Genomic DNA, 13455 nt, shown 5'->3' on the forward strand with positions numbered 1-13455 from the left:
TCTGCCCGGCCAAACGGGCGCCCCCGTCTCCAGCCTCCCCGCCCGGCCCTGCGTCGGGGCCGCGTGAATGGCGGGAATGGACAGGAGTATGCGCTCGAGATTCGGCACGGGGATAAGTTTTTTCGATTGCCGCCGAGCGCAGCCCCTACCACTGCGGATTTTCGGCTTTCCAGCGCTCGACATCGGCCAGGCTCGCGCCGCCCGCCAATACGGCGTGGTAGATGTGCCAACTGCCCACTACCGGCCCATAATAGTCCGGCCGGGCCATAGCCTGGGTCTTGAGGCGCAAGATCAGGTCACGGTCGGCGTCGGCCAGCCGCGCCATCAGCGCGGCATCCCCGGCCTGGCGCCTGGCATAGTCGTCCGGCTCCCAGCCCCAGATGTCCGACTTCCAGGCCGTGCCGTCGGCCTCGACGAACTGGATGCCCCAATAGAGGCCCGCGCCGAGCGGGTGGGGGTCGACATAATCATCCCACATCTGCGCCTTGTGCAGCCGCAATCCGGCCCGTTCCAGCCCGGCATTGAGAGCGGCCAGCATGGCGGCCCATTCGATGCGGTAGCTGGCCGGCACGGGCATGTGGATGTCGATATCGGGCCAGACCATCAGGTCATAGCGGGCGCTGCCGGTCAGTGCGCAGGTGCCGAAGCGCTCGGTGAACAGATCCGGCCAGCCGGTATTGTCCAGAATGAGCTGGGCCTGCTGGCGCAGGCGCCGGGATGTTTCGCGTAAATCCATCTTGCTTCCTCCTTCCGATAACGAAAAAGCCCGGCTCCTTGCGGGGCCGGGCTCTGAATTGCTTCAGGCAAGGGCGGGTATGAGAACCCGTTTTATTCTGCCTTGGGGGCCTCTTCGGCAGCAGCAGCCTGTTCGGCGGCGGCAGCAGCGGCTGCGGCTTCCGCATCCTTGGCGGCCTGCTCGGCGGCAAAAGCCTCGGCAGCAGCGATCTTTTTCGGCTTCACGCGCCTCGCGGGCAGCCTGGGCAGCCTCGCGCTCGCCGGCCTCGATCTTCTTGGTGCGGGAATTGGTCGATTCGAAAATACGGGCCGACTTGCCGCGACGATCGCGCAGGTAATAGAGCTTGGCGCGACGGACCTTGCCGCGCTTGAGCACTTCCACGCTGGCCACGTTGGGCGAGTAATAGGGGAACACGCGCTCGACGCCTTCGCCATACGAAATCTTGCGCACGGTGAAGCTGGCGGTGATGCCGCCGCCATTGAGGGCGATCACGACGCCTTCATAGGCCTGCAGGCGTTCCTTGTCGCCTTCACGGATCTTGACCCACACCTTGATGGTGTCGCCATGGGTGAAGTCGGGCAGTTCGCGCTTGGCGGCGAGAGCAGCAACCTGCTCGGCCTCAAGCTGTTCGATGATATTGGTCATGTCGATTCCGTTCTGAATCTTTTCAAAGGAGCGTTTATCGGGCCTTTCGGCTCGTCGCCCGGTCTTGGTTGGTAACGGAGGTTTTTCGTCTTTTTATTGATGCGATCAGGGTCCGATAAGCCCGACATCGCAATAGTGGCGCGGCTATAGGCGAAAACGGCCGCTGAGTTCAGCGTTTGCTGCGGTTTTATGACTTTGTCGTCTTCAGCAGGTCCGGCCGGCGCGTTGCGGTGAGGGCCTGGCTCTGTTCGGCGCGCCATCTGGCGATTTTCCCGTGGTCGCCCGAGGTCAGTATGGCGGGGATGTCCATGCCCTCGAAACTCTGCGGCCTGGTATATTGCGGATATTCCAGCAGTCCGTTCTCAAAACTCTCGTCGGCATGGCTGTCGGCGCCGCCCAGCACGCCCGGAATGAGCCGTATCACGGCCTCCAGCAGCACCATGGCGGCGACTTCCCCGCCAGCCAGCACATAGTCGCCGATAGAGATTTCCTCGAGCTGCCGGTTATCGATGACGCGCTGGTCCACGCCCTCGAAACGGCCGCAGACGATGACCGCGCCGGGCCCCAGTGCCAGCTCGCGGGCCCTTGCCTGGGTCAGCGGCGTGCCGCGCGGCGACATCAGGATGCGCGGGCGGGGATCGGATGCGGGCGCTACCGTATCGATGGCCCTGGCCAGGATATCGGGCTTGAGCACCATGCCGGCGCCGCCACCTGAAGGGGTGTCATCGACAGTGCGGTGCCGGTCGGTGGCAAAATCACGCAAGTGGGTCGCCTCGAGCGACCACAATCCGTCCGCCAGTCCGCGCCCCAGCACCGAGGCGCCCAGCGGGCCGGGAAACAGCTCGGGAAACAGCGTGATGATGGAAGCCGAAAAGCTCAATCGGGCTCTTCCTCGCCCTCGGCGGCATCCGTTGGCACGATGATGGTGAGATAGCCTTCGGCTATATTGACGTCAGGCACGACGGCCTTGGTGAAGGGGTAGAGATAGGTATCCCCGCTCTGGGAATCGCGCACCTCGATGAGGTCGCCGGCGCCGAAATTGGGCAGCGCCGACACTTTGCCGATGCTGACGCCATTATCGAGCCGCACATCGAGCCCGATCAGGTCGGCATGGTAGAAATCGTCCTCGTCATCAGGCTCGGGCAGGCGGGCGCGATCGACAAAAAGGCTCACCCCGTTGAGCGCCTCGGCAGCATTGCGGTCGGAAATACCCTTGATGTGAGCAATGACCACATTTTTCTGCAGCCGCACCTTGGTCAAGGTGACGGTGAGGCCGGCGCGGTCGGTATCGAGCGGACCATAGCTGCCGATGGCTTCGGGATCCTGGGTGTGGGTGGCGATGCGCACCTGGCCCTTGATGCCATGCGCGGCGCCGATCTGGCCCAGGAAGATTTGGTTGGTCTTCGTCGTCATGCTCGCTCCGCCAGCTTTGTGGAGCGTATTAGCAGGCGCTGGGCGGCTTGGGAATTGTTGCGGAACCAAGCAGGCGGCGCGACACTTGTGCAAGCAAAGCCAGCAAGGAGCCCGCCATGCCCAGAATTCTCACCGATCGCGACGATATCCGCCAATGGGCCGAGGCCCGGGGCGGCAATCCCATGCTCATGGATACGCCTGACGGCACCGGCATGCGGACGCTGCTGCAACTGACATTCGGCCAGCACGCCATCAATACCGATGGCAATGAAGGGCCCGACCGCATTGGCGGCTTTCACCTGGTCAGCTGGGAAGAATGGTTCGCGGCGCTGGACGAGGGTGGATTGGCGCTGCGCGTGTCAGATGACCCGGCGGGCGGCAACGAGGCGGAGTTCGAGTTCGTCGAACGCTAGCGCGATGGCTCCAGGCGCCTCGTCATATGCCGTCCGCAGGGTGAAGCCGGCTCAGTTGGTGGCCGGCAGCGCGTTGAGGCCGCCCTCGTAGAGGTGCATGGTGGCTTCGATATCTTCGATATGCATGGCCAGGCCCTGCTCGACGGCCTCCACCTGACGGCGCAGCAGGTCGCGGCGCGAGATCAGCTCGAAGCGTTCGCTTTCGAGTTCCTTGAGGGCAAGGTCGATCCGGTCACGATGCGAGGCCAGGCGCTGCACCATGGGCGCGGCCTGCTTGGCGGCATCCTGAAGGACGGTTTCGATCTGCTCGATTTCGGGCTGTACAATCTTGAGGGTCGTCTTGGACCGCACGGTCATTTCGGTGTTTCCCACATCTTGATTACATCCTGCGCGGAATCGACGGGCCAGCGGCTATCGGGAGCGCAGTGGTGCAAGTAATAGCCTGTAGCGTGGAAATCCCAAGATTTACCGTTGGTTTACCTTAACAGCGGCCGGGCGCGACAACAGCATCGTCTAGTCGTGGTCGGCTGCGGCTTCAATTGCTTCCATGTCTTCGTCGGAAAAGCCGAAATGGTGGCCCAGTTCATGCACAAGCACATGGGTGACGATTTCGCCCAGCGTATTGTCGTCATGCTCGGCCCAATAGTCGAGAATGGCGCGGCGATAGAGGAAGACGGTGTTGGGCAATTGTCCGGTCTGCGGCACGGCGCCGTCCTCGGTCATGCCGATGCCGGAAAACAGTCCCATCAGCTCGAACGGGCTTTCCATGCCGAAGCCGTCGAGAATGTCGTCCTCGGCGAATTCGGCGACCGAGCAGGTGACATCCGATGCCAGCGAGCGGAACGGCTCGGGCAGGTCTTTCAGCGCGGCCGTGGCCAGCGCCTCGATGTCATCGAGGGTGGGCGCGAAACGCGCCCCCCAATCATCGTGACTTACTGCCACTCGCGGATGTCGACGAAGTGACCGGCAATCGCCGCGGCCGCGGCCATGGCGGGCGAGACGAGATGGGTGCGGCCCTTGAAGCCCTGGCGACCCTCGAAATTGCGGTTGGAGGTCGAGGCGCAGCGCTCCTGCGGCTTCAGCTTGTCCGGATTCATGGCCAGGCACATGGAGCAACCGGGCTCGCGCCATTCGAAGCCGGCATTCTTGAAAATCTTGTCGAGGCCCTCGGCCTCGGCCTGATCCTTGACCAGGCCCGAGCCGGGCACGACCATGGCATTGACTGACGCGGCGACCTTGCGGTCGCCGATCACGGCCGCCGCCGCGCGCAGGTCTTCGATACGGCCATTGGTGCAGGAGCCGATAAAGACGCGGTCAACGCCGATCTCGGTGATCGGTGTGCCGGGCTTGAGGCCCATATAGTCCAGGGCCCGCCACTTGGAGGCGCGCTTGTTCTCGTCTTCGATGTCGTCGGGGTTGGGCACTGCGCCGGTGACGGTGATGACGTCCTCGGGCGAAGAGCCCCAGGACACGATGGGCGGGAGCTTGGCGGCGTCGAGAATGACCACCTTGTCGTAGACCGCGCCCTCGTCGGTATAGAGCGTCTTCCAGTAATCGAGCGCCATGTCCCAGGCCTTGCCGGTCGGTGCGCGGTTGCGGCCCTTCACATAGTTGAAGGTGGTTTCGTCGGGCGCTATCAGGCCGGCGCGGGCGCCGCCCTCGATGGTCATGTTGCAGACCGTCATGCGGCCTTCCATGGATAGCGAGCGGATGGCTTCGCCGGCAAATTCGATGACATGGCCATTGCCGCCGGCCGTGCCGATCTCGCCGATAATGGCAAGGATGATGTCCTTGGCGGTGACATGGGGCGGCAGCTTGCCGTCCACGCGCACCAGCATGTTCTTGGCCTTCTGCTGAATCAGCGTCTGGGTGGCCAGGACGTGTTCCACTTCCGAGGTGCCGATGCCGTGCGCCAGCGCGCCGAAAGCACCATGGGTCGAGGTGTGGCTGTCGCCGCAGACAATGGTCATGCCGGGCAGGGTGAAGCCCTGTTCGGGGCCGACGATGTGCACGATGCCCTGGCGCTTGTCGAAGGGGTCAAAATATTCGATGCCGAAATCCCTGGTATTCTCGGCGAGAGCGGCGATCTGGATCGCGCTTTCCGGGTCCGGATTGGGCAGGCTCCGGTCGGTGGTGGGCACATTGTGGTCGACCACGGCCAGGGTGCGCTCGGGGTGGCGCACCTTGCGATTGTTCATGCGCAGGCCCTCGAAGGCCTGCGGACTCGTCACTTCATGCACGAGATGCCGGTCGATATAGAGCAGCGAGGTGCCATCCTCGTTGTTCTGGACCAGATGGTCGTCCCAGATCTTGTCGTAGAGCGTGCGGGCCTTGGTCATTGCGGTATTCCGGCAGGGAAAGTTTGGAGTGGTTCTAAGCCGGGAGGGCCTGGCGGTCAAGCATAACCGTACTCATGGGTACGGTTATGGTCAGGCAGGGCGATCCACGGCGCGGCGCACCGAAAATACGCCGAACAGGCTGGTATCGAGCCCGATGCGCTGGCGGCACCACAGCGCAATGGCAAGCTGGGCGATAATGCGCGCGCCCATATTGGCGGCGGCGGCGCCGACAATGCCGAAGGTCGGGATGACGGCGATCTGCACCAGGAAGCCCAGCCCCATGATGATGCCGAAAATACCGACATAGGCGCGTTCGTGGCCGGTCATCATCATGACGATCTTGGAGGGGCCGGTGGCGGCATCGAACAGCAGGCCCAGGGCCAGCAGCACCAGCACCAGCGTGCCCTCGGCATAGGCCGGACCGAAGAAGCTGAGGATCCATTCGCCCCAGAAGGCGAAGCCGGCAAAGATCACCAGCGAGAAGGCGAAACCCGCCCAGGCGCAGAGCGCCGTTATGGCCTGGGCCTGGCGCATCTGGCCGGCGTGATAATGCTCGGCCACCATGGGCGCGATGACCAGTTCGATGGCGAAGGTGAAGAGCGTCATCAGGCCGGCGGTGCGGAAAGCGTTGAAATAGACGCCGGAGCTTTCGAGATCGAGCATCAGCCCGACCAGGATCACGTCGGCGTTGAGCGCGGCGGTTTCGATCAGGGCGCCCAACATCAGCCAGCGGCTGATGCCGCCCCAGCGCTGCCAATAGGCGCGCACGCCACGCCAGGTGGGGGCCAGCACATAGCCGGCCCGCATGGCCTGCCAGAATTGCAGCCCCAGCATGCCGGACAGCAAGGCGGCCGACAGGACCAGGGCGTCAGGGCCGCTGAGCACGATGCCCAGGGCGAAGAGCCCCAGCACCGCGGCGGGCAGCGCCAGGCGCCAGAGGATGTCGCGCGGCACCAGGGCGGTCCAGAGCGAGCCTTGCGCGCGCAGGGCCGAGGAATTGTATTCGGCCAGGGCCATGGGCAGGACGAGGAAGGCGGCGCCGTAGAAATGGCTGGCGGTGTCTTCGATGGTGACGAATTGCAGGGCGACAAAGACGATGGTGGCGAGACCGAGGCTGGCCACGAGGCTGGCCAGGATGGTCAGCATCGAGGCGGAGCGGACCGCGGCGATGGCGGCCTGTTTCTGCCCAGCCACGCTTTCCTGCGGCCAGAGGCGCAGAACGGCCATGGGCTGGCCGACACCGGCCGCGATGGCCAGCACGGTGGCGATGGCCAGGCCAAAGGCGAAATGGCCGTATTCGTCCGGAGTCATGGTGCGCGAGAGCGCGACATAGGTGAGATAGGTGAGGCCGGCAGTCGCCACCTTGATGCCCAGCGAGCCGAAGGAACGCCACAAGCCCGTATGCAGCAGAGCCGACAGATCTGAGGGAATGGGTAGTCGCATGAGACGCCTCGGGGCCGCGGGCCATCCGGCCGCGATCCCGACAATCTGCCATGCCAGTCTTAGGAAGCTCTTACCTGAGCCGGTACAGGCAGGTTACATATTGGTAAGGTCGGCCCGCCCCGATTAGTGCCGGAAATGGCGCATGCCGGTCATGACCATGGCGATGCCGGCGGCGTCGGCGGCTGCTATGACCTCGTCGTCGCGCATGGAGCCGCCCGGCTGGATCACCGCGGTGGCGCCGGCCGCGACCAGTGCTTCCAGACCATCGGCGAAGGGGAAGAAGGCGTCGGACGCGGCCACCGAACCCCGGGTCAGCGCGCCCTCGATGCCGGCGGCTTTCGCCGCATCAATGGATTTGCGATGGGCGGTGAGGGCGGAATCGACGCGGGACATCTGCCCGGCGCCAATGCCGACGGTGGCGCCGGATTTCACATAGACGATGGCGTTGGATTTGACGTGCTTGGCCACCTTGGCGGCGAGGCGCAGGTCGGCCATTTCGGCCGCGGTGGGCTGGCGTTTGGTCACGACCTTGAGGTCGCAATCATCGACATTTCTGTTGTCGCGCGACTGGACCAGCAGGCCACCAGCCACGGACTTGACCATCAGGCCATCGGCCTTGGGGTCGGCGATGCCGCCGGTCAGCAGCAGGCGGAGGTTCTTCTTGGCGGCAATGATGTCCTGGGCTTCCTGCGTCGCCGAGGGGGCGACGATCACCTCGGTGAAGACCTTGACGATCTCGGTGGCGGTGGTGGCGTCGATCTCGCGGTTGGTGGCGACGATGCCGCCAAAGGCCGAGACCGGATCGGTGCGCAGGGCGTCCCTGTAGGCGGTCAGCAGGTCACCGGCCACGGCCACGCCGCAGGGATTGGCATGCTTGATGATGGCGACGGCGGCGACTTCGGCGGGGTCGAATTCGCTGACCAGCTCGAAAGCGGCGTCGGTGTCGTTGATATTGTTGTAGCTCAGGGTCTTGCCCTGCAGCTGGGTGGCGGTGGCGACGCCGGGACGGTCCTCCCCATTGGCGTAGAAGCCGGCCCATTGATGCGGGTTTTCGCCATAGCGCATGACTTCGCGCAGGGAGCCGGCAAAGCTGCGGAAGGGGATCTCGGGATAGTCGATTGCCCGGGCGAACCAGGTCGAGATGGCGCTGTCATAAGCGGCGGTGCGAGCATAGGCCTTGGCCGCCAGCTTCTGCCGCAAGGCGAAGGGCACGCCACCGGTCTCGGTGATGTGGCCGAGGATTTCCGGATAATCGGCGGGGTCGACGACCACGGTCACATAGGCGTGGTTCTTGGCGGCGGAGCGGACCATGGCCGGGCCGCCGATATCGATATTCTCGATGATATCGTCATAGGAGGCGCCGGAAGCGACGGTCTTTTCGAAGGGATAGAGGTTGACCGCGACGAGGTCGATGGCGCCGATTTCGTGTTCTGCCATCGAAGCGGCATGGTCCGCCTTGTCGCGGACCGCCAGGAGGCCGCCATGCACTTTGGGGTGGAGCGTCTTGACACGGCCATCCATCATTTCGGGGAAGCCGGTGAGGTCGGCGATCTCGCGTACCGGCAGGCCGGCATCCTTGATCAGCTTGTGCGTGCCGCCGGTGGAGACCAGTTCCACGCCGGCGGCGCTCAGACCTCGGGCGAAGTCGGCCATGCCTGACTTGTCGAATACCGAAAGCAGCGCCCGCCCGACCTTGACCGTCTTGCTCATGAGGATGTCTCGCCCTGTGCTGTGAGTTGCGCGCTCGCTAGCACGAAGCTTTGTCAGGGGCCACCCTATTCTCAACAGCCTCATGGTGAGCCTGTCGAACCACGAGGCGTGACTGGATGGTGCCACGACCTCGTCCTTCGACAGGCTCAGGATGAGGTCTGTCGAACATCGTCAGCTCTGCTCGAGCGTAAAAATCCACGCCACTTCCGCATCGGCGGCGACATCGGCTTCCAGTACCAGCTGGCGTGTCTTGTGGAAGCCGAGATAGGCCGATTGGCGCACGCTTTCCTCTTCGCGGAACTGGGCGCCTTCCCAGAGGAAGCTCCAGACGGCGCCATTGGGCAGCACCAGCCGGACAATGCCCTCGCCACGATTGCGGCGCACCATGACGCCCGGTGCGAGGTGGAAGCGGATGGCGAGCAGGCCCGAAGGCGTGCCGCCGGCCATCATGCGATCCTGCCCGACCAGGGTCGTGCCGCCGGAGAGGAGCGTGAGCCGCCGTTCGAGAGTGACGCCGAAATGCCTGGCATAGGCATCGGTGCCCAGCGTCAGCAGGTGGTCGGCCGAGTCCAGGGCAATGGTCGGCGTGCCGCCAATGGCGTCTTCGGCATCGATGGTGGGGCCGGAATGGGCCACGCCCTGGCGGAACAGGGCCTTGCTGTCGGGCAGGTCGGATGGCGCGGGGCCGCAGGAGCCCAGGATCAACTCGCTGCCATGGGAGAATTCGAAAGCCAGGGCGCTGGCATGGATATCGCCGGCCAGGCCCGGTTCGGGCAGGAGCCCGGAATCGGCGATCACCACCGCCTCGCCGTCGCGCAAGATGCCATAGCCGCCCAGCAGCATGGAGCGCTGCCGCCGATTGGGGCCATTGGCCTGGATGGCGATCAGCACGTCATGGGGCAGGTGGCCGCAACCATTGAAATAGGCCGGTTCGCCGCTCGACAGGGTCAGCGCGTCGAGGCTTTCATGCATGCGGTCGATCTGCGCCCCCAGCTCGTTGCCCGCCTCCGATTTCACCGCGGCGGCGATGCGGCGGATGCTGACCAGGTCGACCAGCAGTTGCATCTGCAGGCGCGGGTTGCGCGACTTGTGCATTCCGTCGGCATCGAGCTGGTTGGCCAAGAGGGCATTGAGCAGTTCGACCCGGCGCGGCACATCGGTCTTGTCGTCCTGCTCGCAATGCTCGGCACCCAGCAGGGCAATGGCGGCAAACAGGGCATCGGCCGGATCGCTGGCCAGGGGTCCGCGCACCTTGAGGCTCTGGATCTGCGCGCCCAATACGCGCTGCACCGTGCGGGCCTCGGGTTGCGTGGCGCCATCGAGCAGCAGCGGCAGGTGGCGCAACCAGTTGAGCACGCGCTGCGCGGTCAGCGCCGGATCCCAGGTATCGTGCTGGAACTGGCCTTCCCGCCCGATCCAGTCGAGCACCAGCATGCGGGCGAAGCGGCGTTCGCCGGGGTCGCGCACGTCGCGGAAATGCCTGAGCCAGGAAAAGCCGTGCAGGTTGAGCCACCAGTCGACATGGTCAACATCGAGGCTGAAGGGGGAGGCGCCGCCGGTTTCGACCAGCTTGGATGCCAGCAGGTACCGTCCCGACATCATGTCGCGCACCGCTTCGCGGTCGGCGGGGCGGAATTCGGGCAATTCGCCGGCAAAGGCATCATCGGCCAGCCCACGCCAGGTCCAGCGCAGGATGGGCAGCGTCACCACCGTATCGGCAAAGCCGAAGGCGAAACGACGCAGCACATGGAGAAGCGGGGGCGCCATCAGCGCACCTGCTTCCGCCGCGCGGTATCCGCCAGCGTTGCTTCGTCTCTGCCCGTCAACGACCCATTCCCTGTTCGGTGCCCTTCCCCAACGGCACCATCAGTTTGTTTTTTCAGCGGCGGCGGAAGCGCGCCACGAAGAATCCGTCCATGCCACCATCGCGTCCACCCGGTGCCATGCCGGGATGGGTCCGCACCAGACCAAGCGCCGTCACGGCCGTTTCGAGGCCCGGCAGTTCGGCCGGCGTTACCGGCCAGAGCTCCAGGCCGGGCAGGGCATCGAGCGCCCATTCCACCTGATTCTCGCCTTCCGCTGGCTCCAGTGAGCAGACGCAATAGACGAGCACACCTGATGCATCAAGGCAGCGGAAGGCGTTGGCGAGCAGTGCGCGCTGCAACCGTACCCTTCCGGCAACATCGCCGACCGAGCGGTGCCAGATCACCTCGGGGTGGCGGCGGAACGTGCCGGTGGCCGAGCAGGGGGCGTCGAGCAGCACCCCGTCATAGGCCGTAGATGGGGCATAATTGCCGGCATCGGCCACCACGGTTTCGGCCGTGTAGTCGAGCCGGGCGAGATTCTGCTTGAGCCGCTCCATTCTGACGGCGTCGCTGTCGAGCGCCGTCACCTTGTAGCCGGCTTTGACGAGCTGGGCCGTCTTGCCGCCCGGCGCGGCGCAGAGATCGAGCACGCGACCGCCGGCCTTGGCGCCGAGCAGGCGGGCCGGAATGGCCGAAGCGGCGTCCTGCACCCACCACTGGCCTTCGGCAAAGCCGGGCAGGGCTTCCACGGGCCTGTCGCGCTGGTCGATGCGGATCGTATCGGCCATGACGCGCTCGGCGCCGAGGGAATCGATCAGGTCCTGATCGTCGGTCTTGAGCGTCAGATCGAGCGGTGCGCCAGCCAGAAGAGCAGTCGAAAAGCCGTCGATCGCCGCTTCGCCATAGGCCTCGAGCCAGGTATCGCCGAAGGTGTCAGGGATCAGCAGGTCATCGCTGAGCATGCCGAATTTGGCGGAATTGGCCTGCGCGTTGCGGAGCACGGCATTCATCAGGCCGCTCAGATGGCGCGCCTTGGGGTCGCGCTTGGTGGCTTCGACGGCGAGGAACAGGGCGCTATGGGCGCCGAGGTCGGGCAGGAAGACCAGTTGCGCCAGCGAGAGCCGCAGCACGGCTTCGAAACTGCCAGACTTGCCGGGCATGCCCTTGTCGAGCAGCGCATGGATGATGAAATTGAGCTGGCCCTGCCGGCGCAAGGCAGTGGTGATCAGCCGGTTGGCCAGGGCGCGATCGCGCCCATCCGCCAGCTCGGCGGCCGTGAGAGGCACGAAATTGTCGCCCGCCAGAACTTGCTTCAGCCGCTGTGCGGCAACGAGGCGGAGCCTGAGCCCCGCCGGTTCGGTCTTTGCTTTCACGCTTCTTCTTTATCCCCAGGGACCGCGTTGTCCGCCGTCCTCGTCGGTTCGTCCGACGGTCGGCACGCGCCAGCCGCCGCCGGTATCGCGGCCGGTCGAAACCGGAGCAGGGCGGGGCTGAGGCCTGCGGTCCTTATCGGCTACCTGCATGCTCGCTGCAAGCTTGCGCAAGGCCTCGATGCGGTTGCCGGTATCGGGATGGGTGGCAAAGAGGTTGTCCATGCGCTGCCCCGAAAGGGGATTGATGATATACATATGGGCCATGGCCGGGTTGCGCTCGGCCGCGATATTGACCTGCCGCCCGGCGACGCCGGCGATTTTCTGCAGGGCCGAGGCGAGGGCCAGCGGATCGCCGGAAATCTCGGCGCCGTCCTTGTCAGCTTCGTATTCACGCGTACGGCTCACCGCCATCTGCACCAGCATGGCGGCGACAGGCGCGAGGAAAACCATCAGCAAGGCGCCGATGCCGCCCAGCGGATTGTCTCGGTTATTGCCGCCGCCGAAGAACAGGCCGAACTGCGCCAGGGCCGAAATGGCGCCAGCAAAGGTGGCCGTAATGGTCATGGTCAGCGTGTCGCGGCTGCGGATATGGGCCAGTTCGTGGGCGATGACCGCCGCGACTTCCCGGGTTTCGAGATGCTTGAGCAGGCCCGAGGATACGGCGACAGCGGCATTGTTCGGATTGCGGCCGGTGGCGAAGGCATTGGGCTGGTCGGTATTGATCACATAGACCGCCGGCGTCGGAATGCCGGCCTTGCGGGACAGGATATCGACCATGTCGTAGAGTTCGGGCACGCGGCTCCGCTCGACCGGCATGGCATTCTGCATGCGCAAAACCAGCTTGTCGGAATTCCAGTAGCTGAAGAGGTTGGTCACCAGCGCGAAGAGAAAGGCGATCATCATGCCCGACGTGCCGCCGATGAAATAGCCGACGACCATGAACAGAGCCGTCAGCGCGGCCAGCAGGACAGTGGTACGAAACGCATTGAACATCAGGAGCCCTTGGGTTCGAGTTCTCAAGCAATTATGTTGTGTGGGAAAGGGGGTCATGCAAGCGGCATGACCAAATCGTAATCCGGATACGACCATGAGCGACGAAGAGACTGCGGAGGAAGCCCCGCGCCCACCCCTGAGCGAAGCGGCCAAACGGGCGCTGGCCGAGGCCAAGGCGCGCCGCGCCGAGATCGACGCGAAGGGCGCCTTCGCGCCCAAGGAACAGGGTGGTCGCGGCGGGCTCGAACCCGGCCGCTACGGCGATTGGGAAATCAAGGGCCTGACCAGCGACTTCTGAGGCGAGTGCTGCGCGGCGCGCCGGCCATACGCGGTCAGCCGACGATATCGGCGAGACTGAAGCCGGCGGCGGAAACGGCGACGGTGGTGGCAACGGTCAGGATGGCGGCAATCAGGCCATATTCAACCGGGGTAATTCCGGCCTCGTCGCGGGCAAAACGCAAAACAACAGACAACATGAGACGCTTTCGCAATAGGTCGAACCCGGACCATGCCTCGGTCTGGCTGAATATAATCTGAACGAAAGGCGTTTGTCGCGTTTCCGACGCGGAAAGTGGTGCCGAAAAC

14 protein-coding genes and 1 pseudogene are annotated in these 13455 nt (G+C 64.7%); 2 read left to right on the plus strand and 13 right to left on the minus strand.

Annotated features, from left to right (window positions below):
* Positions 1-145: 145 nt before the first annotated feature.
* The 4 genes and pseudogenes from NVV79_RS07180 to rimM all read right to left on the minus strand — a co-directional run bounded on the left by NVV79_RS07180 (position 146) and on the right by rimM (position 2794).
* The gene (locus NVV79_RS07180; protein WP_303987592.1) at positions 146-736 is read right to left on the minus strand and encodes a hypothetical protein; all 591 of its coding nucleotides are present in this window, start codon (positions 734-736) and stop codon (positions 146-148) included.
* 92 nt (positions 737-828) lie between these two features.
* Positions 829-1381, minus strand: a pseudogene (gene rplS, locus NVV79_RS07185) (50S ribosomal protein L19).
* Between the two features lie 187 nt (positions 1382-1568).
* Positions 1569-2261: a tRNA (guanosine(37)-N1)-methyltransferase TrmD gene (trmD, locus tag NVV79_RS07190; protein WP_303987594.1), complete on the minus strand. Its 693-nt coding sequence runs from the start codon at positions 2259-2261 to the stop codon at positions 1569-1571.
* A complete protein-coding gene (gene rimM / locus NVV79_RS07195; protein WP_303987596.1) occupies positions 2258-2794 on the minus strand; it encodes a ribosome maturation factor RimM in 537 nt (178 codons plus the stop codon). The genes trmD and rimM overlap by 4 nt, the downstream gene beginning before the upstream one ends.
* Positions 2795-2910: 116 nt before the next feature.
* Between rimM and NVV79_RS07200 the strand changes: the two genes are divergently transcribed.
* Positions 2911-3207 carry a hypothetical protein gene (locus NVV79_RS07200; RefSeq protein WP_146290969.1) on the plus strand — a complete coding sequence of 99 codons (297 nt, stop codon included), beginning with the start codon at positions 2911-2913 and terminating at the stop codon, positions 3205-3207.
* A 51-nt stretch (positions 3208-3258) separates the two neighbouring features.
* On the opposite strand, the gene NVV79_RS07205 is transcribed toward NVV79_RS07200, so the two are convergent.
* The 8 genes from NVV79_RS07205 to htpX all read right to left on the minus strand — a co-directional run bounded on the left by NVV79_RS07205 (position 3259) and on the right by htpX (position 12870).
* Positions 3259-3564 carry a hypothetical protein gene (locus tag NVV79_RS07205; protein WP_146290968.1) on the minus strand — a complete coding sequence of 102 codons (306 nt, stop codon included), beginning with the start codon at positions 3562-3564 and terminating at the stop codon, positions 3259-3261.
* A 156-nt stretch (positions 3565-3720) separates the two neighbouring features.
* Complete coding sequence (locus tag NVV79_RS07210) at positions 3721-4149, minus strand: metallopeptidase family protein (RefSeq protein ID WP_303987600.1); 429 nt, start codon at positions 4147-4149, stop codon at positions 3721-3723.
* Positions 4140-5546, minus strand: coding sequence for a 3-isopropylmalate dehydratase large subunit (leuC, locus tag NVV79_RS07215; RefSeq protein ID WP_303987602.1), 1407 nt, complete (start codon positions 5544-5546; stop codon positions 4140-4142). Before leuC ends, NVV79_RS07210 begins: the two co-directional genes overlap by 10 nt.
* 90 nt (positions 5547-5636) lie before the next feature.
* The gene (locus NVV79_RS07220; protein ID WP_303987604.1) at positions 5637-6989 is read right to left on the minus strand and encodes a lipopolysaccharide biosynthesis protein; all 1353 of its coding nucleotides are present in this window, start codon (positions 6987-6989) and stop codon (positions 5637-5639) included.
* Between the two features lie 123 nt (positions 6990-7112).
* Positions 7113-8699 carry a bifunctional phosphoribosylaminoimidazolecarboxamide formyltransferase/IMP cyclohydrolase gene (purH, locus tag NVV79_RS07225; protein WP_303987606.1) on the minus strand — a complete coding sequence of 529 codons (1587 nt, stop codon included), beginning with the start codon at positions 8697-8699 and terminating at the stop codon, positions 7113-7115.
* Positions 8700-8870: 171 nt separating this feature from the next.
* Positions 8871-10466 (minus strand): heparinase II/III family protein, encoded by a 1596-nt coding sequence (locus NVV79_RS07230; protein WP_303987607.1) that lies wholly within the window; start codon positions 10464-10466, stop codon positions 8871-8873.
* Positions 10467-10578: 112 nt separating this feature from the next.
* On the minus strand, positions 10579-11877 hold the full coding sequence (locus tag NVV79_RS07235; RefSeq protein ID WP_303987609.1) for an RsmB/NOP family class I SAM-dependent RNA methyltransferase: 1299 nt from the start codon (positions 11875-11877) through the stop codon (positions 10579-10581).
* A gap of 9 nt (positions 11878-11886) precedes the next feature.
* Entirely contained in the window at positions 11887-12870 is a 984-nt protein-coding gene (gene htpX, locus NVV79_RS07240) for a zinc metalloprotease HtpX (protein WP_303987611.1), read from the minus strand.
* 94 nt (positions 12871-12964) lie between these two features.
* Between htpX and NVV79_RS07245 the strand changes: the two genes are divergently transcribed.
* Positions 12965-13168: a DUF1674 domain-containing protein gene (locus tag NVV79_RS07245; RefSeq protein WP_303987613.1), complete on the plus strand. Its 204-nt coding sequence runs from the start codon at positions 12965-12967 to the stop codon at positions 13166-13168.
* A gap of 34 nt (positions 13169-13202) precedes the next feature.
* Here NVV79_RS07245 and NVV79_RS07250 read toward each other — a convergent pair whose 3' ends face one another.
* Positions 13203-13346 carry a Flp family type IVb pilin gene (locus NVV79_RS07250; RefSeq protein ID WP_303987615.1) on the minus strand — a complete coding sequence of 48 codons (144 nt, stop codon included), beginning with the start codon at positions 13344-13346 and terminating at the stop codon, positions 13203-13205.
* Positions 13347-13455 lie beyond the last annotated feature (109 nt).

Origin of the sequence: Devosia ginsengisoli (assembly GCF_024707105.1) — a bacterium.
GTDB lineage: Bacteria > Pseudomonadota > Alphaproteobacteria > Rhizobiales > Devosiaceae > Devosia > Devosia ginsengisoli_A.

What these genes read in the sequence shown, in the direction of transcription:
- rimM (WP_303987596.1), bottom strand. Translation starts at nt 2,794, where the DNA reads ATGACGACGAAGACCAACCAAATCTTCCTGGGCCAGATCGGCGCCGCG.
- htpX (WP_303987611.1), bottom strand. Translation starts at nt 12,870, where the DNA reads ATGTTCAATGCGTTTCGTACCACTGTCCTGCTGGCCGCGCTGACGGCT.
- NVV79_RS07205 (WP_146290968.1), bottom strand. Translation starts at nt 3,564, where the DNA reads ATGACCGTGCGGTCCAAGACGACCCTCAAGATTGTACAGCCCGAAATC.
- NVV79_RS07245 (WP_303987613.1), top strand. Translation starts at nt 12,965, where the DNA reads ATGAGCGACGAAGAGACTGCGGAGGAAGCCCCGCGCCCACCCCTGAGC.
- leuC (WP_303987602.1), bottom strand. Translation starts at nt 5,546, where the DNA reads ATGACCAAGGCCCGCACGCTCTACGACAAGATCTGGGACGACCATCTG.
- NVV79_RS07200 (WP_146290969.1), top strand. Translation starts at nt 2,911, where the DNA reads ATGCCCAGAATTCTCACCGATCGCGACGATATCCGCCAATGGGCCGAG.
- NVV79_RS07250 (WP_303987615.1), bottom strand. Translation starts at nt 13,346, where the DNA reads ATGTTGTCTGTTGTTTTGCGTTTTGCCCGCGACGAGGCCGGAATTACC.
- NVV79_RS07180 (WP_303987592.1), bottom strand. Translation starts at nt 736, where the DNA reads ATGGATTTACGCGAAACATCCCGGCGCCTGCGCCAGCAGGCCCAGCTC.
- NVV79_RS07220 (WP_303987604.1), bottom strand. Translation starts at nt 6,989, where the DNA reads ATGCGACTACCCATTCCCTCAGATCTGTCGGCTCTGCTGCATACGGGC.
- purH (WP_303987606.1), bottom strand. Translation starts at nt 8,699, where the DNA reads ATGAGCAAGACGGTCAAGGTCGGGCGGGCGCTGCTTTCGGTATTCGAC.
- NVV79_RS07230 (WP_303987607.1), bottom strand. Translation starts at nt 10,466, where the DNA reads ATGGCGCCCCCGCTTCTCCATGTGCTGCGTCGTTTCGCCTTCGGCTTT.